Genomic DNA, 25,132 nt, shown 5'->3' with positions numbered 1-25,132 from the left:
CATTAAGCTTTTGGAGCTTCTTCAGCAACGAGTACCGCTTTACGAGATAGGTTAATGCGACCTTGTTGATCGATTTCTGTTACTTTAACAGTGATTTGATCACCGATAGCAACAACATCTTCGCATTTAGCTACACGATCAGATGACAGTTGTGAAATATGAACTAATCCATCTTTACCAGGAAGAATTTCTACGAAGCAACCAAATTTCTCGATACGTTTTACTGTACCTAAGTAAATTTCACCAACAACCACGACTTTAACAATACCTTCGATAATCTCTCTAGCTTTTTGGATCATTTCTTCATCAGATGAAGCGATGAATACTGTTCCATCTTGCTCAATATCGATTTTCACGCCAGTATCTTCAATGATTTTGTTGATGATTTTACCACCAGCACCAATAACATCACGAATTTTATCAGGGTTGATTTTCATGCTAACAATTTTCGGTGCATATTTAGATAATTTAGGACGAGATGTAGTCATAACTTCCATCATTTTACCTAAAATATGTAAACGACCTTCTTTTGCTTGATCAAGTGCTTGAGTTAAGATATCACGATCGATACCAGAAATTTTGATATCCATTTGGATAGCCGTAATTCCCTCAGCAGTACCAGCAACTTTAAAGTCCATATCTCCAAGATGATCTTCCATACCTTGAATATCAGAAAGAACTGAGAAGTGATCTCCGTCTTTGATAAGACCCATCGCAATACCTGCAACTGGAGCTTTAATCGGAACACCAGCATCCATCATTGCTAACGTACTAGCACAAATACTTGCTTGTGAAGTTGAACCATTAGATTCAAGAACTTCTGATACAAGACGAATTGTGTAAGGGAAATCAGCTTCAGAAGGGATAACTTTAGATAATGCTCTCTCACCTAATGCACCGTGACCAATTTCGCGACGTCCTGGAGGACGAAGGGGTCTAGCTTCACCAACACTGAATGGAGGGAAGTTATAATGATGCATGAAACGTTTTGTTGTTTCAGATGAGATACCATCTAAGATTTGAATGTCACCCATAGCACCTAGTGTACAAATACTTAACGCTTGAGTTTGTCCACGAGTAAATAGTCCTGTACCGTGAGTACGAGGTAATATTGCAACGTCACACTCAATTGGACGAATTTCGCCTAAAGCACGGCCATCTGGACGAACTTTATCATGAGTAATTAAACGACGAACTTCTTCCTTCACGATATCGTAAAGAATTTCTTTCACGTCAGCAATTAACTCAGGAGTTTCAGCGTATACTTCTTCGAAATGAGCAACAGTTTCACTATTAGCTACATCGATTGCTTCTTGACGAGCATGCTTTTCAGCAATTTTCACTGCTTCAACAAGACGAGCACTTGCGTATGCGCGAACTGCTTCATTAGCTTTTTCATCAACAGCATGAAGAGTAACCTTCATTTTTTCTTTACCTGCAAGCACACGAAGCTCTTCGATTGCTTTGATAAGTTCCTTGATAGCATCATGACCAAACATAATCGCTTCAAGTACAACTTGCTCAGAAACTTCGTTAGCTTCAGCTTCTACCATCATAATAGCATCTTTTGTACCAGATACTACAAGATAGATATCAGATACTTCTGTTTGATCGATTGTAGGGTTAATAATGAATTCACCATTGATTCTACCTACGATAACTCCACCAATTGGACCATCAAATGGTACATCTGAAATTGTTAATGCTGCTGAAGTACCTATCATAGCAGCGATTTCTGGTGCATTATCTTGGTCTACTGACATAACGATGTTAGCAACTTGAACATCATTACGGAAACCTTCTGGGAATAATGGACGAATTGGACGGTCAGTTAGACGGCTAGATAGAATTGCTTTCTCGCTCGGTCTACCTTCACGTTTAATAAATCCTCCAGGGATTTTACCTACAGCGTACATACGTTCTTCATAGTTTACCGTTAGTGGGAAGAAATCCAAATCCTTTGGTCCAGTTGAAGCTGTTACAGTACATAGTACTGAAGTTTCTCCGTAAGTTACCATTACGGCAGCATTAGCTTGCTTCGCCAAACGACCTGTTTCTAACACAAGTGTTCTTCCACCTAGCGTCGTTTCAACACGATGTTGCATTCAAACCCTCCTTTTCTATTACAAAAAGCAACCCTTAGCCTCCATGATCCATTAAAGGACCCGCTAAAGGACTGTCAGGTTGCTTTTCATTACACTGATCTTAACGGCGTAAGCCTAATTTTTCAATCAATGCGCTATAACGTCTAACATCTTTGTTTTTAAGGTAAGCAAGTAATTTACGACGTTGACCTACCATTTTTAACAAACCACGACGTGAATGATGATCTTTCTTGTGTGTACGAAGATGATCTGTCAAAGTCACGATGTTTTCCGTTAGGATAGCTACTTGTACTTCTGGAGACCCTGTATCACTTGCGTGAGTTTTGTGTGTCTCGATAATTTCATTTTTACGTTCTTGTGTAATTGCCATCTTGGTTTCACCTCCTTATCATAATCGCCATTAGCCTCGTTATCGGCGGTGAGCTCGATAACCATGCCAAGGTTCAGTTATTGCTGCTTGTACATGCTAGACCTACAGTGCAATAACAGTACATAGTATAGCATAGATGAAATAAGTTTGTCGAGATTATGTTTGCTGTAACAATTTCAAGGCTTGATCTGCATCAAGACGTAACTGTTCAATCAATGCGGCAATCCCATCAAATTTACGTTCAGAACGTAAAAATTGGACAACTTCAATCGTCATCTTTTCTCCATAGATATCTTTAGAGAAGTCGAATAAATGTGCTTCCATTACTGGAGCAATATCTTTCTCATAGAAAGTTGGCTTCATACCGTGATTCATAACTCCATAGTACTTTTTATTACCAAGATGTGCGATAATCGCATATACACCTAGGCGAGCTGTAATATACGGAGCATGAAGCCTTAGATTTGCTGTAGGAAAACCGATCGTACGCCCACGCTGATCGCCTTGGACAACTGTTCCCTCTACTTCAAAGTTACGTCCCAATAGATGGTTCGCTCTCTCGATATCTCCACTTTCTAAACATTCTCTTATGACAGTACTACTTACTTTTACCCCATCAATGATAAATGCTTCAATGACATCTACTTGAATAGATGGTTCGCATAATTGTCTCATTATTTCAGGATTACCTGAACCACCTACACCAAAGCGGAAGTCGAAACCTACAACAACATTGACAACATGAAGTGTTTTTAAAATATTAGTCACGAATTCATCTGGAGTAATTTTGGAGAAATTACTGTCAAATTTGACGATGAACACATAATCAACACCAAGTTGTTCAAATAAGCTAGTTTTTGTAGATAGTGGAGTAATACATTGAACATATTGTTCGCCTTGACCTAAAATCGCTTTTGGGTGAGGATCAAATGTCATGACTGCAGAGGCCAGTCCATTTGCTTTTGCAGTTGAAACTGCTTTGGAAATTACTTGTTGATGCCCTTTATGAACACCATCAAAATGTCCGATTGCAATTGATAATGATTGATCATTCAACTCTATCTCACTAAGTGATATAGGGTAAGTCAAAGTTATGATTTTCAAAGTTGACACACCTACATTTCATCATTAACATTTTTGATCAAGAAAATACTTTAATTGGTTTCACAAGATGATTTTGTTTATCAAGTTCGAAAACACCCAAAAAAACATCTTCTTCATCAAAGACACGAACCAAAGAATGATCCGCTAACATCTGATGCCCTGTTATATCCGTCCAATAAAGCTTTTGACCTTGGATTGCATATCTCCGTTTAATGCTTTGCACCGTAGTAGCGGGAAGATGATCAATAGCAAGTTCTGGCGCAACAAGTAATTGCTCAAGAGTACCATTATTCATATGTTCTTCTACTTGTTCTAGTGTTAAACATTGCGACTTCGTTATGCCTCCTGACATCGTTCGAATTAATGATGCCATCGTAGCAGGTACACCTAACGCTTTTCCAATATCAACACATAATGTACGAATATATGTACCTTTAGAGCATTGTACGGAGAAGCTAAATTGTGGATGCTCCCCATCTAGATCAAGTTCTAATAGCTCAATAGAATAGATCGTCACTTTACGTGACTTACGTTCCACTGTTTTCCCTTCGCGTGCAAGCTCATATAATCGTTTGCCGTCGATTTTAATAGCAGAAAACATAGGTGGGATTTGATCTATTTCACCAATAAAACTATGGAGCACTTCACGTATTTGTTGTTCTTTAATATTAGATACTTCTGAAGTTTCAATAACTTCTCCTGAAATATCTTCTGTATCCGTTGCTACTCCCAAACGTATCGTTGCTTCATAAGCTTTCGGACGCTCTTGAATATATTCAACAACTCGAGTGCTTCTGCCAAGACAAAGCGGAAGTACACCTGTTACCATAGGATCAAGTGTACCTGCATGCCCAATTCGTTTCATTCCGAGTAGGCGGCGAGCTTTCGCCACTACATCATGAGATGTCCAACCTTCAGCCTTCCAAATGGCTAGTACGCCGTCCATCTTATGTCAACGCCTTTCGTATGGCTCCAACTAAAGTTTCAATACTACTGTTCATATCAGCATTCATTTTACACCCGGCAGCTCTAACATGACCACCACCACCAAAGCTATGTGCCACAGAAGCAACATCCACTTTACCAGCTGAACGAATACTTGCTTTCACAAGTCCTGACTCTGTTTCTTTGAATAAAATGCCAACTTCAACACTATCAACATTCAAAACATAGTTTACAATGCCTTCAAGATCTTCAGGAACAGCACCACAAGTAGCTAAGTCATCATGCATAACAGACACCCAGCCAATTCGTTGATCTTCACTGAAAGAAATACGAGCTAACAATGTTTGAAGTAATTTAAGTCTTGCATAAGTCATTTTTTCCAGTAAATGATCTGCAAGTTCATATGCAGAAACACCAAGGGCAAGTAACTCAGAAGCCATCGCCATTACTTCAGGGGATGTATTTGAATATCGAAAACCGCCAGTATCCGTCAATAACCCCGTATACAATGCAATAGCGCAAGGTAAGTTCGGAGTTAGGTTAGCGTATTTAATAAGATCATATATAATTTCAACAGTTGCAGCGGCATGTGAACGAATAATGTTCAAAGTACCAAATTCATTATTAGTTGGATGATGATCGATATTGAGAAGCGGAGTGACTTCTGCAGTAAACAAAGTTCTTACTTCCCCAAGTCGAGAATAATCAGCACAGTCAAGCGCAATAACAGCATCAAATTGCAATGTAGCTTCACTATTGAACCGCTTAATATTATCGTATTGATACAAATAGCTAAGGCGACCAGGTAATTCGCTCTCATTAATAATGATTACCTGCTTGTTATATTGTTCAAGCAACCAAGTCATTGCTGAACAAGAACTAATCGCATCACCATCTGGTTGTTCATGAGCAACAACTAGAAAGGAATCATAGCGCTGTATAAACGCTATAGCTCCCTCTAATTGCTCATGATAGGAAAGAGATGTACTCATCTCTCTCCTGAATCCTGATTGATTTCTGTAAGAAGATTCTCTATACGACTTCCATACTCAATGCTGCTATCAAACTTAAAGAAAAGTTCTGGAGTATGTCGGAACTTAATTCGCTTACCCAGCTCAGAGCGAAGATAGCCAGTAGCTTTGGAAAGTGCTTTTAGAGTTTCTGCTTTCTGTTCATCGTTCCCAAGCACACTCAAGTAGACTTTAGCTTGTGAAAGATCATTTGTCGTTTCAACACCAGTTACTGTAATAAAGCCTATACGAGGATCTTTTAATTCAGACTGTATTAATTGACTAATTTCTTTTTTGATTTGCTCACTTACGCGACCTACACGAATTTTAGCCATTGCTTAATCACCTCTCAACTGTCTCCATAACAAATGACTCGATAATATCTGATTCTTTAACGTCGTTAAAGCGATCAAGCGTAATACCGCATTCGAAACCTGTTGTAACTTCTTTAGCATCATCTTTATATCGTTTCAAGGATTCAATTTTACCTGTATAGACTACGATTCCATCACGGATAACGCGTGCTTCGCCGTTACGAACCATTTTACCATCAATAACCATACAACCTGCAATTGATCCTACTTTTGTAACTTTGAAGATATTACGAACTTCAGCGTGACCAGTAATAACTTCTTTGTAGATTGGATCAAGAAGACCCTTCATTGCTTGCTCGATTTCATCAATAATCTTATAGATAATTGTGTGAAGACGAACATCAACTTTTTCTTGTTCAATTGCATATTCAGCTTGTGGTTCTGGACGAACGTTAAAGCCTATTACGATAGCATTAGAAGCAGATGCCAAGTTAATATCAGACTCAGTGATTGCACCTGCACCACTATGAATGATTTTTACGCGAACGCCCTCAACATCAATTTTCGCAAGAGAACCTTTTAGTGCTTCAGCTGAACCTTGAACATCGGATTTAATGATAACGTGAAGATCTTTCATCTCGCCATCTTTAATTTGGTTGTACAAGTCATCAAGTGTAACACGAGTGTGCGCACCAATTTCAGACTGACGATGTTTGATAGAACGACGATCAGCGATTGCACGTGCTTTACGCTCATCTTCAAACACCATAAACGGATCACCAGCAAGAGGAACTTCTGTAAGACCTGTAATTTCAACAGGAGTAGAAGGACCAGCTTCTTTTAATCTACGGCCACGATCATTCACCATAGCTCTTACACGACCGAAGCAGTTACCTGCAACGAAAGCATCTCCAACTTTTAACGTACCATGTTGTACTAGAATACGTGCAACTGGACCTTTACCTTTATCAAGTTCAGCCTCAATTACAGTACCACGAGAACGTTTATTAGGATTTGCTTTATATTCATTCATTTCTGCAACTAGCAGAATCATCTCAAGAAGATTTTCAATACCGATACGTTGTTTCGCAGAAACTTCTACGAAGATTGTATCTCCGCCCCATTCTTCTGGAACTAGTTCATATTCAGTCATCTCTTGTTTAATTTTATCTGCATTTGCATCTGGTTTATCAATTTTGTTAACCGCAACGATAATTGGAACACCAGCAGCTTTCGCATGGCTGATTGCTTCAATGGTTTGTGGCATAATGCCATCATCTGCTGCAACAACGATAATTGTAATATCTGTTACTTGAGCTCCACGAGCACGCATCAATGTGAACGCTTCATGACCAGGTGTATCTAGGAATGTAATTTTTTTATTATTAATTTCAACTTGGTAAGCACCGATGTGTTGCGTAATACCGCCTGCTTCGCCTGTTGTTACATTCGTTTTACGGATAGAGTCAAGTAGTGTTGTTTTACCATGGTCAACGTGACCCATAATTGTAACAACTGGTGGACGAGATACTAGATCTGCATCTTCATCTACTTCTTCAACCGTTTCGAAGTTATCTTCCTCAACTGGAATTTTCACTTCTACTTCTACACCATACTCAGTTGCAATCAACATAATTGCATCCATATCAACTTCTTGGTTAATTGTTGCCATTACGCCCAAGAATAGAAGTTTTTTAATAACTTCTGAAGCATCCTTATGCAATAGTTTTGCCAGTTCACCAACTGTTAATGTACCGCGTACGATAATTTTCTTAGGTGTGTTGTCAATTTTCTCACGAGGAGGTTGGTTTTGATGACCATTTCTACCACCGCGACCTTTATTGTTACGATTATTTCTGAAGTTAGAGCCTGATTTCCCATCTTCAAAACGATTGTTGCTATTTCTACCTTTGTAATTTGAATTCGCGTTTGAATTCGAATTACGATCACCAGTAGTAGTACGAGCACTATCAAAACGAGACTCAAATGCACGAGATGGTGCAGGTGAAGTCGAACTATTTGAACGATTTTGGCCACCACTAGTAGGACGGTTTGATGAAGATTGACCTCCACTTTGAGGACGTCCACCAGAGGATTGACCACCGTTGTTATTATAAGGACGGGATTGACCACCTTGACCGCTACCTTGTGGACGACTGCCGCCACCTGATTGGCCTTGCGGACGACCTTGACTGCTACCTTGTCCTTGAGGGCGGGATTGACCGCTACCTTGTGGACGACTACTAGATTGTCCTTGTGGACGACTTGAACTGCTACCTTGTCCTTGTGGACGAGATTGACCGCTACTTTGTGGACGACTTCCACTTTGGCTGCTTTGCGGTCTACTTTGGCTAGAGTTTTGAGTTCTTGGTTGAGACTCTCTAGCCCCTTGACTGTTTGAAGTTGTTGATTGTGTTGGACGTGAAGGAGTATTCGTTACTTCTGGTTTTTCCTCACGTTTCTGATTATCGTTAGTATTAATAGAATTCATTGTCCCCTGTCTGTTCTCTTGCGAGAATTCCTTTTTGTCTTGTGTAGATTCTGTAGTTGTATTTGCCGATTTTACCTTCGCTGCTGATGACTCAGCATTCGATCGTTTCACTGCTGCATTTTCTTTGATTTCACGGAAAAAACCTTCAACTTTAGATACCATTTGGTTCTCCATGACACTCATGTGGTTGTTTACAGGTAAATCTAGCCTTTTAAGAATGGTGATAATTTCCTTACTGCTCATATCTACGGATTTTGCATACTCGTATACTCGCAGCTTGTCTTTATTTTCCTTACCCTCTAGTTTATTACTCAAGTAAGATCCACCTCCGTTTTTTGGCTTAAATGACCTGCAATCAATTGAGCAAATTGCACGTCAGTAACAGCAATAATAACACGATCAGGCTTTCCGATTGCTCTGCCTAAGCTTTCTCTGTCGTAAGCTTCAACCAGCTTCACACCGTAACTGCCACATTTATCTGAAAATTTCTTTTTCGTGTTTTCTGAAGCATCTCCAGCAACAATAACTAGCTTTGCTTTTCCAGCACGAACAGCTTTCAGAACAATTTCATCACCAGTCGCTAACTTTCCGGCTCTCATCGCCATTCCTAGCGCAGACAAGGCTTTATTTATTTTCATTCAATTGTTAGCTCCTTATTCGCAATGAACTCATCTTCTAGCTTAATAAAATCTTGCTCTAATTGATCGTATATTTCTTCTCCAACCGGTTGCTTTAATGCACGGTCAAGCGCTTTACTTTTTTTAGCTAACTTGAAGCAAGTTACTTTTCCGCATAGATAAGCACCTCTGCCAGATTTTTTTCCGCTTAGGTCAATCAGAACTTCATCATTCGGTGTCCGTACGACCCGAATCAGTTCCTTCTTCGACATCATTTCTTGACAAGCAACGCATTTGCGAAGCGGTACTTTTCTTGGTCTCATCGCACACCCTCCATTCATTCTGATTCAATTAGTCGATAGAAATGGAATCTTGATGCATAACATCTTGAGTCGTTTTTGGACGTCCATATTCTTGCTCTGCTTGAGTCTCTGACTTAATGTCAATTTTCCAACCAGTAAGTTTTGCAGCAAGACGAGCGTTTTGACCTTTAATTCCGATTGCCAATGACAATTGATAATCAGGAACGATGACACGCGCCATTTTTTCTTGTTCAAATACGTTCACTTCAATGACTTTTGAAGGACTAAGTGCATTAGCAACATATTCCGCAACATCATCTGACCAACGTACGATATCGATTTTCTCGCCTTTCAGCTCGTTAACGATCGTTTGAACACGAAGACCTTTGGGACCTACACAAGATCCTACTGGATCTACTTCGCTGTTACGCGAGAATACAGCAATTTTAGATCTGAAGCCTGCTTCACGAGCAACAGAACGAATTTCAACGACGCCATCATAAATTTCAGGCACTTCAAGTTCGAATAAACGTTTCAAAAGACCTGGATGTGTACGAGAAAGAATAATTTGAGGACCCTTAGTCGTATTTTCCACCTTCGTAATAAAAGCCTTCACACGATCAAGATGCTTGAATTTATCTGTCGGCATTAACTCTGTCAGCGGCAATACTGCCTCAACTTTACCTAAATCAACAAATAAATTACGTGTATCTTGTCTCTGTACAAGGCCAGTTACGATGTCTTCCTCTTTATCGATAAACGCATTATAGATTAGTCCACGCTCAGCTTCACGTATACGTTGTGTAACGACTTGTTTAGCTGTTTGTGCAGCAATACGACCAAAGTCACGAGGTGTAACCTCTATTTCAGCAATATCATCTAATTGATAATGCGGATTAACTTCACGCGCTGCATCTACTGCAATTTCTAATCTGGAATCAAGTACATCCTCTACTACATTTTTACGCGCATATACTTTAATGATTCCGTTATGACGGTTAATCTCTACTCTAACGTTCTGTGCTGTATTGAAGTTTCGCTTATAACTTGAAATAAGTGCTGCTTCAATCGCATCTAAAAGCACATCTTGGGAGATCCCTTTGTCTTTCGCAATCTCTTGTAGCGCCTCAATAAAATCCATACTCATTGGAACCTTGTTCCCCCTTTCATCTAATAAACCTTTAGAAAATAATTGCAAGGCGAGCGCTCGCAACTTTCGCATAAGGTACTGTATGCTCTTTCTTGCCTACACGAACTGTAAGCTCTTCACCATCAAATGCAATAAGTTGACCTTCAAATTCCTTCATACCATCTACTGGTTCATAAGTGGTGACGAAGACATTTTTACCTATAGATTTTTGAACATCTTTTGGTTTTTTAAGTGGTCTCTCCACACCAGGTGAGGAAACTTCAAGGAAATAAGCGCCTGCTATTGGTTCATGAGTATCAAGTTGCTCACTCACATATTCGCTAATACGAACGCACTCATCGATGTCGATGCCGCCTTCTTTATCTACAAATATGCGTAGAAACCAATTGCTACCTTCCTTTATGTATTCAATATCGACCAATTCAAATCCATTTTCATTGAGAAAAGGTGATACCATAGCCTCAATTGCGGTGTTGATCGCTGATGTATTCAAATATTGTTCCTCCTAAAACTTCTCATATCTAATGTTAAATGCATCTTTGCAATGAAAAGTACTTCCTAAGTTATTACTTAACTTTTCATATCTAATGTGAAATCTAAAACTATTCATCTATAATCTAATATTACTTCCTGCATCAAAATGATGTTGGGAGTTATACCACAATTACTCGAATAAATGATTTTTTGGGTTAAACAACACATAAAGAGTGGGTTTCCCCACTCTTTGATCACAAATGTCTTATCAACATCATTGCCACAAAAATTATATCATAATCGTATACTAGTGACAAGAAATGATTTCTAGTTGCTTACAGTGCAAGTGCAAAAGTGGGCTTCCAAAAGCCTAGTAGATGAACACTACATATCTAACTAGAACACTCTAGTATACGTAGTATAGCTCGAAAGTCCTTAACTTCTCAAGTCCTTTTCTACTCGATGAAGAATAACTTGCGTGAATCACATCGTTATCAAAGCCCACTTTTTGAACTTCCTAATAAAATAAAGGTTCAAAAAGTGGGCTTTCAGAATCAAGAAGATGAAGCGCTACTTGCGGAAGGAGGAAACGCAAATGTACGTGTTTGGTACATGCGTACTGGACTTCCCCAGTTCGCTTCATCTTCGATGTCGAATATACTTCGAAGCCATTCATCGTTATCAAAGTCCGCTTTTTGAACTTCCTAATAAAATGAAGGTTCAAAAAGCGGACTTTCAGAATCAAGAAGATGAAGCGCTACTTGCGAAGGAGGAAACGCAAATGTACGTGTTTGGTACATGCGTACCGGACTTCCCCAGTTCGCTTCATATTCGATGTCGAATATACTTCGAAGCCATTCATCGTTATCAAAGTCCGCTTTTTGAACTTCCTAATAAAATGAAGGTTCAAAAAGTGGGCTTTCAGAATCAAGAAGATGAAGCACTACTTGCGAAGGAGGAAACGCAAATGTACGTGTTTGGTACATGCGTACCGGACTTCCCAAGTTCGCTTCATCTTCGATGTCGAATATACTTCGAAGCCATTCATCGTTATCAAAGTCCGCTTTTTGAACTTCCTCTAAAAATTAGAAGAGTGAAAGTTGGTTTGATTCTGGCAACCCCCTAAAACAACCCATCGTAGTTAATAATTCGATGATCGTTTTGGAAGCTTTTGTTCTCATCTGGAAATCTTCTATAGATAGGTACTCACCATCAGCTTTTGCCGCTGCAATATTACGAGCAGCATTAATACCAATTCCACCAACTGCCGCAAAAGGCGGAATTAGTGAATTACCTTCAATTTGGAATTTTTCAGCGTCCGAACGATAAATATCAATCGGCTTGTACGTAAAACCACGTGAAGTCATTTCAAGAGACATCTCTAGTTGCGAAAGCATACTCTTCTCTTTCGGCGTTGCACTGAAACCTTTACCTTCAATCTCTTCAATCTTCTTGTAAATGGCATCATAACCTTGACATAACAACTCAAGATCAAAATCATCAGCACGAACTGTGAAGTACGTTGCATAAAATTCAACAGGGTAGTAAATCTTGAAATATGCAGTACGTACTGCCGAAATAACATAAGCTGCGGCATGGGCTTTCGGGAACATGTACTCAATCCGTAGACAAGAATCTATGTACCATTGAGGTACATTGCAGTCTTTCATATCTTGAATCCATTCAGGTGTTAACCCTTTACCTTTACGTACACTCTCCGTAATTTTGAAAGCAAGCGAGGCATCCATTCCTGCTTTATAGATCAAGAATAACATAATATCATCACGACAACCGATAACTGTCTTAATGTTACAAGTACCATTTTTAATTAATTCTTGAGCATTCCCTAGCCAAACGCCAGTACCATGAGATAGTCCAGAGATTTGCAGTAAATCCGCAAAACTGGAAGGCTGCGTCTCATGAAGCATCTGCCTGACGAACTTCGTTCCCATCTCTGGCACCCCGAACGTAGCCACTTGTGAACGAATTTGATGTGATGTAACATCAATGGCGTCTGTTGAGTTGAACAAACTCATAACCTTTTGATCATTCATCGGAATCGTTGTAGGATCTACACCTGTAAGATCCTGTAACATCCGCATCATCGTTGGATCATCATGACCAAGTATATCGAGTTTTAGTAAGTTCTCATCAAATGCGTGATAATCGAAATGTGTTGTTTTCCATTCAGCATTTACATCATCAGCGGGGAATTGAACAGGTGTAACATCCTCAACTTCAATATAATCAGGAACAACAACGATTCCGCCAGGATGCTGTCCTGTACTTCTTTTCACCCCAGTACATCCACTTGCCAAACGAACAATTTCAGCTCCACGCCATTTTTTCCCATGTTCTTCCTCGTATTTCTTAGCAAAACCATAGGCAGTTTTCTCCGCAACTGTACCGATCGTTCCCGCACGGAATACATTTTTTTCACCAAACAATTCTTTCGTATAGTTATGCGCGATCGGCTGGTAATCACCTGAGAAGTTAAGATCGATATCGGGTACTTTATCCCCTTTAAAACCTAAGAATGTTTCGAAAGGTATATCTTGTCCTTCACCCTTCATTGGTTTGCCACAATGAGGACAGTCCTTATTAACCAAATCAAAACCACTAGGTATACTACCATCTAAAAACCATTCGCTATATCTACAATCTGAATTGAGACATAAATAATGCGCAGGTAGTGGATTAACTTCAGAAATACCAAGGAACATCGCTACGACGGATGATCCAACTGACCCCCGTGAGCCTACAAGATAACCATCTTCATTCGATTTTTTAACTAGTTTCATCGAGATCAAATAGTTGGCAGAAAACTTGTACTTAATAATCGGAACAAGCTCTTTCTCTAGTCGATCAATAACAACTTGTGGCAGCTGATCACTATACATAGATTTGGCCGTATCATAACATGTATTACGAATTTCATCGTCTGCTCCATCAATATTCGGAGTAAACAACTCCTTAGGGAACATGCTATAAGATTCAAATCGTTCAGCCAATTCATTCGTATTCGTCACAACGACTTCATAAGCAATTTCATCACCTAAAAACGAAAATTCTTTCAACATCTCATCCGTCGTACGGAAATGTGCATCTGGCTTGCGCATACTTTTCAGTGGACTAAAGCCAGTAATACCAAGTATCGTTATGTCTCGATATATTTTATCCATTGGATTAAGGTAATGAACATTACCTGTAGCAATAACTGGTTTATTCAATTTAATACCAATTTGATAAATGCGTCTTAATGCCTGTTCTATATCAGCTCGTGAGCCTACTAAGCCTTTTTCTACAAGATGCATGTAAAAATCTATCGGTTGAATTTCTAGAACATCATAGAATTGAGCAACTTCTTCGGCTTCCTCTTGAGACTTATTGAGAACCGTCTCGAAAAATTCACCTTTTTCGCAACCGGATATGACGAGCAAGCCTTCACGATGAGCCATTAATTTACTTTTTGGAATAGTAGCTACTTTTTTGAAATGCTCCGTGTGAGAAAGAGAAATCAATTTGAACAAATTTTTCTTTCCTACTGCATTCAGTGCGTAAACGGACGAGTGGAATGGTCTCACATTAGATAGATCAAGGCCCACATAATCATTAAGTTGGGTAAGCTTAACTATATTTCTTTCTAAAGAATCTTTAATTAGTCCATTTAATATGCCACCTAAAGCAATCGTATCATCAATGGCGCGGTGATGATTATCAAGACTTACCTTATATTTATCAGCTAACGTATTCAAACGATGATTTTTCATTGTTGGGTAAATCAAACGGGCTAGTTCTAGCGTATCAAGCACTGGGTTTTTCACTTCTGGAAAACCTAATGTTTTACAATTAGCTTGAATAAACCCAATATCGAAGCGAGCATTATGAGCAACCAGCACATCATTGCCGATATATTCAATAAACGCCTTTAAGGTTGGTTCAAGCTCAGGTGCATCGGCAACCATTTCATCCGTAATATTCGTTAATTGCTGAATATTGTATGGAATTCTTTGATGAGGATTAATGAATGACGTGAAACGGTCAATTTCTTCCCCACCTTTCATCCGTACACCAGCTATTTCAATAATTTTGTTATTAATTACAGATAGACCCGTTGTCTCGAGATCGAATACGACATAAGTTGTATCTGCTAACGATAATTCTTGTGCGTTAAGCACAATCGGCACAGCATCATTAACTAGATTTGCTTCCACACCAAACATTACTTTCATATCATGTTTCTTAGCAGCTTTCACTGCGTCTGGATAACATTGTATGTTACTGTGATCTGTTACGGCGATCGCTTTATGTCCCCATTTGGCAGCCATTGCTACATAATCGCTAATATGTGTTACGGCATCCATTGTGCTCATCGTTGTATGAAGATGGAATTCCACGCGTTTTTCTTTCGCATAGTCCATGCGACTAGGTGGTGCATTTACCTCATGAAGATCATTAGGAATCATAACTAATTCTGGCTCTTGCATAAAGCGGTCATACTCTACTTTCCCTCGCGCTTTAATCCATTTACCATTTTTCAGTTTACTTAAAATCTTAACATCTTCCTTCGTCTTAGCAAAAACTTTCATCGCTAAAGAGTCCGTGAAGTCTGTCAGATTGAATGTAAATAATGTACTTCCGTTACGAAGCTCTTTCATATCTAATGCAAAGACAGAACCTTGCACCGCAATCTTCTTTTCTTCATCTACAATATTCATTAGCGGTATAGCTTCATCACGAATATCGTAGCCAATTGCAAGACGAATAACTTCTTCGTTAGTGTTGCTTGTTGTCTCTTCTTCTTCAACTTCAACAGGCACCTCAGCCATAAGTCGTGATATCTCTTCACTATCTTCTTGCTGAATTTCATCACGGAATTGCTCATAAATTTCTTGCTTACTTTCAGAAAGACTAAGTTTCACAGCGATTTCTCGTGCGAAATAAGACTGATAGAAGTTACTTACTGCTTCATCAATTTTCTTCTTCTTAGCTAGCTCTAATCCGGTATGATCCATCAATCCAATGGTTAGCAGTTTATCAACTGCTACAATATCCGCTCTCTGTAGCCAACCATTAACAGAGGCTATATTTTTCTGAGCCCACTCAAGAAATACTGGCCAATATTGCATTATAATATTTTCAGACTCAACAATAGAATCATAGTTAAACTGAAATGAAGTACTCGCAATATGGGCAAACTTTTTGCGAACTTGATGTGTTAAGCCATTATATGCCTGTAAAGGAACTAAGGACGTTTTGCGAATGCAAAACGTCCACTCATTGTTGTGCTTATTAACGATGACTTGATCAATGTACCCATCTTCGAAATAAGCTTGAATGAGTTCCTGCGGCAGCCCTGACTGTTCTAACAACATCTCAAAGCGCTGACGCTTACCGTCGGCATGGTTCATCATTATCCACTCCTGACGTTAGATCATTGTAATACTAAATAATAATAGTGCATGAACTTTTAAATATATTCAAGTTTTAAAAAATGGTTTTAAAACTTTCTCTTAAAAAAGGTTAAAAACTTCGTTAACAAATTCCGCTTTTTGAACTACCTCTTCAAATGAAGGTTCAAAAAGCGGGCTTTCAGAGCCAAGAAGATGCCCCACAGCGAAAACGAGTAGCACAGCGTACGTTTTGTGTACGTGAGCACACGCAGGCTTTCGATGGGGAGGCATATTCGATGTCGACTAAGATACGTTAGCATACACATCGCTATCAAAGTCTGCTTTTTGAATTTCCTCTAATAGGCTCTTGCGAAGATGACTGTATGTTTTGCAGTATCATTACACACTAGACAAGTAGATTTGTGAGTATCAGGTTCGAAAGGAATGTTACGACTTGTCGCACCAGTCTCTTCTTTTACTGTTTTCTCACAAGCAGCAGAACCACACCAACCAGCTTCAACAAAGCCACGTTTTTTCTCCATAGCTGCTTTCATCTCATCAAGTGTATCTACAGAATAAGAATTTTCTTGACGGAATGCTAGTGCACGATCATACATCGCTTGTTGTGTTTCTGCAAGTAATTTCTCAACTTCAGCTACTAAATCTACTTGAAGAACAGCACGCTTCTCTCCTGTTATACGAGAAACAAGCATTACTTGTCCATTATCCATATCACGAGGTCCTAGTTCTAGACGAACAGGGATACCGCGCATTTCATATTCATTAAATTTCCAGCCAGGACTTACATCAGAACGATCGTCTACACGAACACGAATTCCTGCTTTTTTCAATTCAGTATACAATTCATCAACACGACCAACAACAGCATCTCTAGTTTTGGCAGGGCCAATTGGAAGCATAATGACTTGAGTCGGTGCAATTTTCGGAGGTAATGCAAGACCACGATCATCACCATGAACCATAATTAGCGCCCCGATTAATCGAGTACTTACTCCCCATGAAGTTGTATGACAGAATTGTAACTCGTTATTGCGATCCAAATATTTAATATCAAATGCAACAGCAAACTTACTACCAAGATAATGAGATGTACCTGCTTGAACAGCTTTACCATCTTTCATCATTGCCTCGATAGAATAAGTATCTACAGCACCAGCAAAACGCTCGGATGGTGTTTTTTCACCTTTAATAACAGGAATCGCAAGAAATTCTTCTACAAACTCTGTATAGATGTCAAGCATCTGACGAGTTTCTTGACGTGCTTCTTCTTCATTCTCATGTGCAGTATGTCCTTCTTGCCATAGGAACTCACTTGTACGTAGGAATGGAAGTGTTCTTTTCTCCCAACGAACAACGTTTGCCCATTGGTTAATTAGAACTGGAAGATCACGATAAGATTGAATCCATTTGGAATACATATGCCCAAACATCGTTTCAGAGGTAGGACGAATAGCTAGACGTTCCTCAAGCACTTCACCTGCAGCTTCTGTTACCCATGGTAGTTCAGGATTGAAACCTTCGACATGTTCCTTCTCTTTTTGGAAGAAGCTCTCAGGAATGAACAAAGGGAAATAAGCATTTCTATGTCCTGTTTCTTTAAACCTGCGATCAAGATCTCTTTGAATATTCTCCCATAACTCATAACCTTCAGGTCTGAATATAATACAACCACGCACTGGAGAATAATCCATTAGTTCCGCTTTTTTAATTACATCAATATACCATTTAGAAAAGTCCTCTGATTGAGGTGTAATCTCTGTTACAAATTGTTTATCCTTAGCCATGAGCTAGAATTACTCCCCTCGTATTAATCTCAAAATATCATTGTATGTTACGACAAGCATTAATAACATTAACATCGCAAAGCCAATAAAGTGAACAAATGCTTCTCTATTCGGATTAATTGGTTTACGACGAACAGCTTCTAATCCTATAAATAACAATCTACTACCATCCAATGCTGGGACTGGTAATAAATTAAATATTCCTAAGTATAGACTAAGCACTGCAGTCCAACTCGTCAACTGCACAATACCTTGTTGAGCAATTTCCGCAGTAACTTCAGCAGTACGGACTGGCCCACCAAGATCATCTAGTTTGAATTGACCCGTAACAAGCATTTTCAGCCCATCAAAGATCATAACTGTCATATCTTTCATTAATGTACCTGCTGCTGTAAATGTTTCACCAAAGCCAGCAGAGCGTGTACCATAGCTTGGTGCCACACCTATTTTACCGTCTCCAGCTTCATCAGGAAGCGGAGTTACACTAATGTTTTGAGCAACACCATCACGTTCAATTCGAATGTCTACCGGTTTATTAGAATTTTCAGCAATGATATCAATCATTCTGCCAAAATCTACTCCAATAGCTTCACCGTTAACTGTAACTATTTTATCTCCAACCTGCAGATTTGCCATAGCTGCCGGAGATTGCTGATTAGGAATGTCACCAACTAAAATGCTATCTTTAATTCCAGCCATCTGAATATAAACTAGAAATAAGACGAAAGCCAAAATAAAGTTCATCATCGGACCAGCAAAAATAGCCATTGCACGTTTGCCCACTGATTTACTAGAAAAATGACGATCTATTGGCGCGATCTGCGTTTCATTACCTCTAGCGATAACTAATGCTTGTGGATGAATACTATACTTCTCTACTTCACCATCTATATCGAGATCGATATGTAATTGGCGTTCTAAGTCCACTGAAAGTACTTCACCACGAATGGCTTCACTACGTTCATCGAGACGATCCAAGTAGATACGATGTACTACCCCATCCTTTAATCTTACAGCTATTGTTTGACCCGTCTGCACTTCAACAATTTCAGGATCTTCACCAGCCATACGCACATAACCACCAGCAGGAACTAAACGAAGCGTAAACTTCGTCTCACCACGTTTGAACGAGAACAATTTAGGACCAAAGCCTATCGCGAATTCTCTCACTAGAATACCAGCGCGCTTAGCAAAGTAATAATGACCCCATTCATGAATCGTTACAATTACGAAAAACACTAATACCGTTAATAGCACCGTTTGAATCATTTGCATACTTTATCATAGCCTCCCGTTGTTACGGCCTGTACATAGATTATCATTATTCTACTGTGAGTTACAAGAGAACTACCATTCTCAATTAAATTCGAGCGGCAATTGATCTTGCTTCCTGATCGACAGCAATGATGGCCTCAATACTATCAACTTTGCAGCTATGATGTTGCGAGAGAACAGACTCTACAACATGTTCAATGGCTATAAACGATATTTCCCCACGTAAGAAGCGCTCAACTGCAATTTCGTTCGCAGCATTAAAAGCAGTAGGAGCTGACAATCCAGCTCTTCCACATTCAAAGGCTAGTCTAAGCATTGGATATCGATCAAAATCCATTTTGCGGAAATTAAGCTTACTAATCGAAGCTAAATCCAAACGTTCAGTACGAGTAGTAATCCGATCTGGATACGTTAATGCATACTGAATTGGAACTCTCATATCAGGCATTCCTAGTTGAGCAATGACACTACGATCATTGAATTCAACATAAGAGTGAATAATACTTTCTGGATGTATGATCACTTTGATCTGATCGTAGCTAAGGTCGAACAACCAGTGTGCTTCAATTACTTCAAGACCTTTGTTAGCCATCGTAGCGGAATCAATTGTGATCTTAGCGCCCATCGACCAATTAGGATGATTCAACGCTTGTTCCACCGTTACATTCGCTAGTTGCTCTCTAGTATAATCACGGAAAGAGCCTCCTGAGGCTGTAAGTGTAATATGATCAATGCTACTTATAGATTCACCGTTAAGGCATTGAAAAATAGCAGAATGTTCGCTATCAATCGGTAAAATCGAAACTCCTTTTTTTCTAGCACGCTCCATAACAATGTGTCCTGCCGTTACAAGCGTCTCTTTGTTAGCAAGTCCGATTGTCTTACCTTCTTCGATCGCCGCTAAAGTAGCAGGCAATCCACGACTTCCTAGAATAGCTGTAACAACGATTTCAGCATCTGAAACAGTCGCTACTTCTATTAAGCCTTCTTCTCCATATACAACTTTAATATGAGGAGGAATATGTAAACTCAATTGCTCTGCAAGTTCTTTTGTTGCAACGCTTATTACTTTCGGTTGATACTTTTGTGCTTGTACAATTAATCTTTCTATATTACTACCTGCAGAAAGAGCAATAACTTCAAATTTATCCGGATGTTGATCAACAACATCTAACGTTTGAGTACCTATTGATCCTGTCGATCCTAGTAGTGAAATTTTTTTCAAGATATTACCTCCACATTAGACAGGAATAAGTTGTGTTAACACTAATATCGGAAAAACAATAATCCAGCTATCCGTGCGATCAATTATTCCGCCATGACCTGGCATTATATTACCCATATCCTTAATACCTCGCACACGCTTGTATGCCGATTGGATCAAATCACCGAATTGTCCTGCTACTGCAGCAACAACACCAATCACGATTGCACGCCATATTTCAATTAAATCCGGAGCGAATAATGCAAATATGACAGCAACAATAACGGAACTAACTACTCCGCCAATTGCACCCTCAATAGTTTTATTCGGACTTATTAATGGCCATAATTTATGTTTTCCAAATGCACGTCCAAAGAAATATGCTCCGATATCTGAAGACCATATTACACAAAACGCTAGAATACTCCACCATAAACCATTTTCTTCAAGTAGACGAACATCGATCATCGACGCGAAGCCGATCCCTATGTAAACTGTACCTAAAAAACCTACTGCTACTTCATCGATTGTATGCTTATTTTTGGATAATACCGTAAACGCAAATAATATAAACATCAGCAGCCATATGATCGTTTGATCAGTAATCCATATCATTCCATAATGTTCGTATGGAAATACAAATGCCAATAGAGCGACTATTGAAATGATATGTATTGGGTTACTCCAGCTTAGTTTATTCATACGACTGTATTCAAATAATCCAATTATCGACATCAGAAGAACTAACGATGAATATAATGGACCACCCACAATTAATAAACCAATAAAAAAAACACCAAATAATAGACCAGTAACAATTCTTTGCTTCATTACAAAATTTCACCTCGAATGATGAGGCTACACACCGCCAAAACGACGAGCGCGCCGCTGATATTCTTGTATCGCTGCAGTGAAATGCTCTTCAGAAAATTCAGGCCAGTATACATCTGTGAAGTAAAATTCGCTGTAAGCTAATTGCCATAGCATAAAGTTACTTAATCTAACTTCACCACTAGTACGAATTAGCAAATCTGGATCTGGTATTTGCTGTGATTGCATATATGAGGAGAAAAATTCCTCGTTAATATCATCAATCTTAATTTCCTTTTTCTCTACTAGAGAAGCTACACGTTTTACGGCTTCAATTAATTCAAGTCTTCCCCCGTAATTAAGTGCAAAGTTCAGAACTAAACCTGTATTATTAGCTGTTTTTCTCATCGCTACTTCTACAGCTGCTCTTGTATGAGCAGGAAGGTTCTTAATATCACCCATCATACGTACTTGAACATTATTTTCCATCAACTCATCAATTTCCATTTCGAGAAACTGTTGAGGTAACTTCATCAAAAAGTCTACTTCTTCTTTTGGACGTTTCCAGTTTTCGGTAGAAAAAGCATACATCGTTAAATATTTTACACCTAGATCGCTAGCAGCCATCGTGATACGCTTCACTGTTTTCATACCTGAACGGTGTCCTGCAATTCGAGGAAGTCCCTTCTTCTTAGCCCATCGTCCGTTACCATCCATAATAATTGCAATGTGAACTGGAATATTATCGGATTTCAGGGTATGTTCTGAAATAGAAGATTTCTCCTCTTTCCTAGACCAAAGACGCTTAATCAACAAGCTCCCCCCCAACAAAATCAAAGAATTCTGTCCATTTATTGAAAGAACCCCACCTTATGGAGGGGCACTAAACATCAAACTTCTAATATTTCTTTTTCTTTTGTAGCTAATACTTTATCACTTTCAGCGATAAATTTATCTGTAAGTTTTTGAACATCATCTTGATAACGTTTTGATTCGTCTTCTGAAATCTCAGACTTCTCAAGTTTCTTAATACTATCATTTGCATCACGACGAATATTACGAATGGCAACTTTTGCTTCTTCAGCAATTTTTTTAGCTGTTTTCACAAGTTCCATACGACGTTCTTCAGTCAGCATAGGTACTGACAAACGAATAGTTCCACCGTCATTAGAAGGCGTCATACCTACATCAGACTTCATAATAGCACGTTCAATATCACTTACTGAGGATTTATCCCAAGGTTGAATAAGTAACGTTCTGGAATCAGGAGTCGTAATGTTTGCTAGTTGATTCAATGCTGTCATTGTACCATAGTATTCAACTTGAATACGATCCAAAAGAGCTGGACTAGCTTTTCCAGCACGTAGCGTAGCAAATTCACGTTTCAGTGAACTGATCGCTTTATCCATTCTTTCTTCAGCAGACTTTTTAATCTCTTGTGGCATTATTTCCCACTCCCTTTTACAATAGTACCGATCTTTTCACCTAGTACGACACGTTTAATGTTGCCGTTTTCTGTGATCGAGAATACGATAAGCGGAATATTGTTATCCATACAAAGAGAAGTTGAAGTAGAATCCATAACACCAAGATTACGATTCAACACTTCCATGTAAGTCAATTCTTCAAATTTCTCAGCTGTTTCATCTTTGAATGGATCAGCAGAGTATACTCCATCAACTTTATTTTTCGCCATTAGGATAACTTCTGCTTCGATCTCAGCAGCACGAAGTGCAGCAGTTGTATCTGTGGAGAAGAACGGGTTACCCGTACCTGCAGCAAAAATAACTACGCGACCTTTTTCAAGGTGACGAATAGCACGACGACGAATATAAGGCTCAGCAATTTGTTGCATTGCGATTGATGTTTGTACGCGAGTTGGCACATCAATTTGCTCTAGAGCGTCTTGAAGAGCTAAGGAATTCATTACAGTTGCTAACATTCCCATGTAATCAGCTGTTGCACGGTCGATACCTTTAGCAGTACCAGCGATACCACGCCAAATATTGCCGCCACCAACTACGATTGCTACTTCTACACCAAGTGCGATTACCTCTTTAACTTGGCTTGCAATAGAAGAAATTACTGTTGCTTCAATTCCATATCCTTCTTGACCTGCTAGTGATTCACCACTAACTTTCAATACGATGCGCTTAAATACTGGATGTTCCAACTTTTATACCTCCATCTTACACCTCTTTAACGAGGTCTTCAATTTTGTTGCGATGATACAAGTAAGGCGGGGCAGAAGCCCCGCCCCTCTATACTTGAGTTCGGATTAAAGGTTTACTTGAGCCATAACTTCTTCAGCGAAGTTATCAACTTTTTTCTCTAGACCTTCACCAAGTTCGAAACGAACGAAGCGACGAATGGAGATGTTCTCACCAATTTTGCTAATTTTTTCATTAACAAGAGTAGCGATTGTTTTGTCTGGATCTTTGATGAATGACTGTTCAAGCAAACAGAATTCTTCATAGTATTTAGAAATACGGCCTTCAACCATTTTTTCAACGATATGAGCAGGTTTACCTTCGTTAAGCGCTTGAGCAGTAAGAATTTCTTTTTCATGCTCAAGTTCTGCAGCAGAAACTTCCTCACGACGAACGAATTTCGGATTAGAAGCAGCAATATGCATTGCAACATCTTTTACGAATTCTTTGAATTGATCTGTTTTTGCAACGAAGTCAGTTTCACAGTTAACTTCAACTAGAACGCCGATACGACCATTGCTGTGGATGTATGATTCAACAAGACCTTCAGAAGCTAGACGACCAGCTTTGTTCGCTGCTGCCGCAAGTCCTTTTTCACGAAGGAAATCGATTGCTTTTTCAATATCATTGTTTGTTTCTTCTAGAGCTTTCTTGCAATCAAGCATTCCTGCCCCTGTTCTTTCACGTAATTCTTTAACTGCCTTCGCATCTACTGCCATGTAAAAAACCTCCTAGAGTCGTCTATGGTATTTTAGTTCAAAAAAAGGGTAGTGAGAGGTTTTCACCATCTGACCACCCTTTGTTGTTTATGTTGTTATGCCCAAACTCTGCAATTAAGCAGTTGTTTGCTCACCTTGGTTAGCTTCAACAATAGCATCAGCCATTTTAGCAGTAAGCAATTTAACAGCACGAATTGCATCGTCATTACCAGGAATAACGTAGTCAATTTCGTCTGGATCACAGTTTGTATCAACGATACCTACAATTGGGATACCCAATTTGCGAGCTTCTGCAACAGCAATACGCTCTTTACGAGGATCGATTACAAACAATGCGCTTGGAAGTTTCTTCATGTTTTTGATACCGCCTAAGAATTTCTCAAGACGATCTTGTTCTTTCTTAAGAATGATAACTTCTTTCTTAGGAAGAACTTCATAAGTACCATCTAATTCCCATTTCTCAAGCTGTTTCAAACGATCAATACGTTTTTGAATAGTTTGGAAGTTAGTTAGAGTACCACCCAACCAACGTTGGTTGATGAAGTAGTTACCACAACGCTCAGCTTCTTCTTTAACAGAATCTTGAGCTTGTTTCTTAGTACCTACAAAAAGAACAGTACCGCCATCAGCAGCGATTGATTTAACAAAGTTGTATGCTTCATCAACTTTCTTAACTGTTTTTTGTAAATCGATAATGTAAATTCCGTTTCTTTCTGTGAAGATATAACGATCCATTTTAGGATTCCAACGACGAGTTTGGTGACCGAAATGCACACCAGCTTCTAGTAGTTGTTTCATGGAAATAACCGCCATATTCAACACCTCCTGTTTTGG

Annotated in this window: 22 protein-coding genes; 1 reads left to right on the top strand and 21 read right to left on the bottom strand. The window is 39.1% G+C overall.

Features of this window, described 5'->3' with window-relative positions:
• Positions 1 to 2: 2 nt before the first annotated feature.
• From pnp to rimP, 11 genes are all read right to left on the bottom strand, one after another.
• On the bottom strand, positions 3 to 2,105 hold the full coding sequence (pnp, locus tag NV377_RS03160; protein ID WP_258199711.1) for a polyribonucleotide nucleotidyltransferase: 2,103 nt from the start codon (positions 2,103 to 2,105) through the stop codon (positions 3 to 5).
• Between the two features lie 100 nt (positions 2,106 to 2,205).
• Positions 2,206 to 2,475: a 30S ribosomal protein S15 gene (gene rpsO / locus NV377_RS03155; protein WP_258199710.1), complete on the bottom strand. Its 270-nt coding sequence runs from the start codon at positions 2,473 to 2,475 to the stop codon at positions 2,206 to 2,208.
• Between the two features lie 156 nt (positions 2,476 to 2,631).
• Positions 2,632 to 3,579: a bifunctional riboflavin kinase/FAD synthetase gene (locus tag NV377_RS03150; protein ID WP_258199709.1), complete on the bottom strand. Its 948-nt coding sequence runs from the start codon at positions 3,577 to 3,579 to the stop codon at positions 2,632 to 2,634.
• 37 nt (positions 3,580 to 3,616) lie between these two features.
• Positions 3,617 to 4,525, bottom strand: coding sequence for a tRNA pseudouridine(55) synthase TruB (truB, locus tag NV377_RS03145; protein ID WP_258199708.1), 909 nt, complete (start codon positions 4,523 to 4,525; stop codon positions 3,617 to 3,619).
• Between the two features lies 1 nt (position 4,526).
• Positions 4,527 to 5,516 carry a DHH family phosphoesterase gene (locus NV377_RS03140; protein ID WP_258199707.1) on the bottom strand — a complete coding sequence of 330 codons (990 nt, stop codon included), beginning with the start codon at positions 5,514 to 5,516 and terminating at the stop codon, positions 4,527 to 4,529.
• On the bottom strand, positions 5,513 to 5,869 hold the full coding sequence (gene rbfA, locus NV377_RS03135) for a 30S ribosome-binding factor RbfA (RefSeq protein WP_258199706.1): 357 nt from the start codon (positions 5,867 to 5,869) through the stop codon (positions 5,513 to 5,515). Before rbfA ends, NV377_RS03140 begins: the two co-directional genes overlap by 4 nt.
• 7 nt (positions 5,870 to 5,876) lie before the next feature.
• Complete coding sequence (infB, locus tag NV377_RS03130) at positions 5,877 to 8,582, bottom strand: translation initiation factor IF-2 (RefSeq protein WP_373425800.1); 2,706 nt, start codon at positions 8,580 to 8,582, stop codon at positions 5,877 to 5,879.
• Between the two features lie 68 nt (positions 8,583 to 8,650).
• A complete protein-coding gene (locus tag NV377_RS03125) occupies positions 8,651 to 8,977 on the bottom strand; it encodes a L7Ae/L30e/S12e/Gadd45 family ribosomal protein (protein WP_258199704.1) in 327 nt (108 codons plus the stop codon).
• Positions 8,974 to 9,279: an RNase P modulator RnpM gene (gene rnpM / locus NV377_RS03120; protein ID WP_258199703.1), complete on the bottom strand. Its 306-nt coding sequence runs from the start codon at positions 9,277 to 9,279 to the stop codon at positions 8,974 to 8,976. The genes NV377_RS03125 and rnpM overlap by 4 nt, the downstream gene beginning before the upstream one ends.
• Before the next feature lie 28 nt (positions 9,280 to 9,307).
• Positions 9,308 to 10,405 carry a transcription termination factor NusA gene (gene nusA / locus NV377_RS03115; RefSeq protein WP_258199702.1) on the bottom strand — a complete coding sequence of 366 codons (1,098 nt, stop codon included), beginning with the start codon at positions 10,403 to 10,405 and terminating at the stop codon, positions 9,308 to 9,310.
• A gap of 34 nt (positions 10,406 to 10,439) precedes the next feature.
• Positions 10,440 to 10,901, bottom strand: a complete 462-nt coding sequence (gene rimP, locus NV377_RS03110; RefSeq protein ID WP_258199701.1) for a ribosome maturation factor RimP — start codon at positions 10,899 to 10,901, stop codon at positions 10,440 to 10,442.
• Positions 10,902 to 11,477: 576 nt separating this feature from the next.
• Here rimP and NV377_RS03105 point away from each other — a divergent pair.
• Positions 11,478 to 12,008, top strand: a complete 531-nt coding sequence (locus tag NV377_RS03105; RefSeq protein ID WP_258199700.1) for a hypothetical protein — start codon at positions 11,478 to 11,480, stop codon at positions 12,006 to 12,008.
• Here NV377_RS03105 and NV377_RS03100 read toward each other — a convergent pair.
• The 10 genes from NV377_RS03100 to rpsB form a co-directional block, all read right to left on the bottom strand.
• Positions 11,968 to 16,293 carry a PolC-type DNA polymerase III gene (locus NV377_RS03100; protein ID WP_258200350.1) on the bottom strand — a complete coding sequence of 1,442 codons (4,326 nt, stop codon included), beginning with the start codon at positions 16,291 to 16,293 and terminating at the stop codon, positions 11,968 to 11,970. The two genes, NV377_RS03105 and NV377_RS03100, sit on opposite strands and share 41 nt — an antisense overlap.
• 338 nt (positions 16,294 to 16,631) lie before the next feature.
• Complete coding sequence (gene proS, locus NV377_RS03095) at positions 16,632 to 18,080, bottom strand: proline--tRNA ligase (protein ID WP_258199699.1); 1,449 nt, start codon at positions 18,078 to 18,080, stop codon at positions 16,632 to 16,634.
• Positions 18,081 to 18,089: 9 nt separating this feature from the next.
• Positions 18,090 to 19,355: an RIP metalloprotease RseP gene (gene rseP / locus NV377_RS03090; protein ID WP_258199698.1), complete on the bottom strand. Its 1,266-nt coding sequence runs from the start codon at positions 19,353 to 19,355 to the stop codon at positions 18,090 to 18,092.
• An 85-nt stretch (positions 19,356 to 19,440) separates the two neighbouring features.
• Positions 19,441 to 20,580: a 1-deoxy-D-xylulose-5-phosphate reductoisomerase gene (locus tag NV377_RS03085; protein ID WP_258199697.1), complete on the bottom strand. Its 1,140-nt coding sequence runs from the start codon at positions 20,578 to 20,580 to the stop codon at positions 19,441 to 19,443.
• Positions 20,581 to 20,595: 15 nt separating this feature from the next.
• A complete protein-coding gene (locus tag NV377_RS03080) occupies positions 20,596 to 21,390 on the bottom strand; it encodes a phosphatidate cytidylyltransferase (protein WP_258199696.1) in 795 nt (264 codons plus the stop codon).
• 27 nt (positions 21,391 to 21,417) lie between these two features.
• A complete protein-coding gene (gene uppS / locus NV377_RS03075; RefSeq protein ID WP_258199695.1) occupies positions 21,418 to 22,182 on the bottom strand; it encodes an undecaprenyl pyrophosphate synthase in 765 nt (254 codons plus the stop codon).
• Between the two features lie 77 nt (positions 22,183 to 22,259).
• A complete protein-coding gene (gene frr / locus NV377_RS03070; RefSeq protein ID WP_258199694.1) occupies positions 22,260 to 22,814 on the bottom strand; it encodes a ribosome recycling factor in 555 nt (184 codons plus the stop codon).
• Entirely contained in the window at positions 22,814 to 23,542 is a 729-nt protein-coding gene (gene pyrH / locus NV377_RS03065) for a UMP kinase (RefSeq protein WP_258199693.1), read from the bottom strand. Before pyrH ends, frr begins: the two co-directional genes overlap by 1 nt.
• 105 nt (positions 23,543 to 23,647) lie before the next feature.
• On the bottom strand, positions 23,648 to 24,298 hold the full coding sequence (gene tsf / locus NV377_RS03060; protein WP_258199692.1) for a translation elongation factor Ts: 651 nt from the start codon (positions 24,296 to 24,298) through the stop codon (positions 23,648 to 23,650).
• A gap of 114 nt (positions 24,299 to 24,412) precedes the next feature.
• A complete protein-coding gene (gene rpsB / locus NV377_RS03055; RefSeq protein WP_258199691.1) occupies positions 24,413 to 25,111 on the bottom strand; it encodes a 30S ribosomal protein S2 in 699 nt (232 codons plus the stop codon).
• Between the last annotated feature and the right edge of the window lie 21 nt (positions 25,112 to 25,132).

The organism is Paenibacillus endoradicis (assembly GCF_024721975.1).
The sequence above is the reverse complement of the archived record's forward strand: the minus strand, read 5'-3'. Positions and strand labels throughout refer to the sequence as shown.

Coding starts and splice junctions, on each gene's coding strand:
- pnp (WP_258199711.1), bottom strand. CDS start 2,105: ATGCAACATCGTGTTGAAACGACGCTAGGTGGAAGAACACTTGTGTTA.
- rpsO (WP_258199710.1), bottom strand. CDS start 2,475: ATGGCAATTACACAAGAACGTAAAAATGAAATTATCGAGACACACAAA.
- truB (WP_258199708.1), bottom strand. CDS start 4,525: ATGGACGGCGTACTAGCCATTTGGAAGGCTGAAGGTTGGACATCTCAT.
- NV377_RS03140 (WP_258199707.1), bottom strand. CDS start 5,516: ATGAGTACATCTCTTTCCTATCATGAGCAATTAGAGGGAGCTATAGCG.
- rbfA (WP_258199706.1), bottom strand. CDS start 5,869: ATGGCTAAAATTCGTGTAGGTCGCGTAAGTGAGCAAATCAAAAAAGAA.
- infB (WP_373425800.1), bottom strand. CDS start 8,582: ATGAGCAGTAAGGAAATTATCACCATTCTTAAAAGGCTAGATTTACCT.
- NV377_RS03125 (WP_258199704.1), bottom strand. CDS start 8,977: ATGAAAATAAATAAAGCCTTGTCTGCGCTAGGAATGGCGATGAGAGCC.
- rnpM (WP_258199703.1), bottom strand. CDS start 9,279: ATGAGACCAAGAAAAGTACCGCTTCGCAAATGCGTTGCTTGTCAAGAA.
- nusA (WP_258199702.1), bottom strand. CDS start 10,405: ATGAGTATGGATTTTATTGAGGCGCTACAAGAGATTGCGAAAGACAAA.
- NV377_RS03105 (WP_258199700.1), top strand. CDS start 11,478: ATGTACGTGTTTGGTACATGCGTACTGGACTTCCCCAGTTCGCTTCAT.
- NV377_RS03100 (WP_258200350.1), bottom strand. CDS start 16,293: ATGAACCATGCCGACGGTAAGCGTCAGCGCTTTGAGATGTTGTTAGAA.
- proS (WP_258199699.1), bottom strand. CDS start 18,080: ATGGCTAAGGATAAACAATTTGTAACAGAGATTACACCTCAATCAGAG.
- rseP (WP_258199698.1), bottom strand. CDS start 19,355: ATGCAAATGATTCAAACGGTGCTATTAACGGTATTAGTGTTTTTCGTA.
- NV377_RS03080 (WP_258199696.1), bottom strand. CDS start 21,390: ATGAAGCAAAGAATTGTTACTGGTCTATTATTTGGTGTTTTTTTTATT.
- frr (WP_258199694.1), bottom strand. CDS start 22,814: ATGCCACAAGAGATTAAAAAGTCTGCTGAAGAAAGAATGGATAAAGCG.
- tsf (WP_258199692.1), bottom strand. CDS start 24,298: ATGGCAGTAGATGCGAAGGCAGTTAAAGAATTACGTGAAAGAACAGGG.
- rpsB (WP_258199691.1), bottom strand. CDS start 25,111: ATGGCGGTTATTTCCATGAAACAACTACTAGAAGCTGGTGTGCATTTC.